We start from the raw sequence: 433 nt of genomic DNA on the forward strand, positions 1-433 counted from the left end.
GGAAATCGTCGCCGGCATCCATGGCACGCCGAAGGGCATGGACATGCTGCTGTCGATCGTGCCGAGCAACGTGCTGCAGGCCGCTTCGGACAACGGCGCGATCCTGTCGCTGATGTTCTTCGCGCTGATGTTCGGCATCGGCATGGTGCTGACCGATGATGAGAAGGTCGCACCGCTGCGCCGCGCCATCGAAGGCGTGTTCGAGATTTCGATGACCCTGATCAACCTGGTCATCCGCCTGGCCCCGTACGCCGTGGCCTGCTTCATGTTCAACCTGGCCGCGCTGTTCGGCTTCGAGCCCAGCAGGTGCTGTCGCGGGAAGCGCGCCTGATGCCGATCGTGACCGGTAATGCGCGTGGCGACCATGCGCCTGGGCGCAGCCGCCGCCCGATCCAGCTGGGCCCAGGCCTGCTGGTGTACCTGGATGCGCTCA

At 65.4% G+C, this 433-nt stretch carries 1 protein-coding gene; it reads left to right on the forward strand.

The features are described 5' to 3' along the window. On the forward strand, positions 1–331 hold a 331-nt coding region (locus EN852_RS35315; RefSeq protein ID WP_210238288.1), incomplete at its 5' end, for a cation:dicarboxylase symporter family transporter. Positions 332–433 lie beyond the last annotated feature (102 nt).

The sequence above is a fragment of the Mesorhizobium sp. M2E.F.Ca.ET.209.01.1.1 genome (assembly GCF_004010375.2).
Classification (GTDB): Bacteria; Pseudomonadota; Alphaproteobacteria; order Rhizobiales; family Rhizobiaceae; genus Mesorhizobium.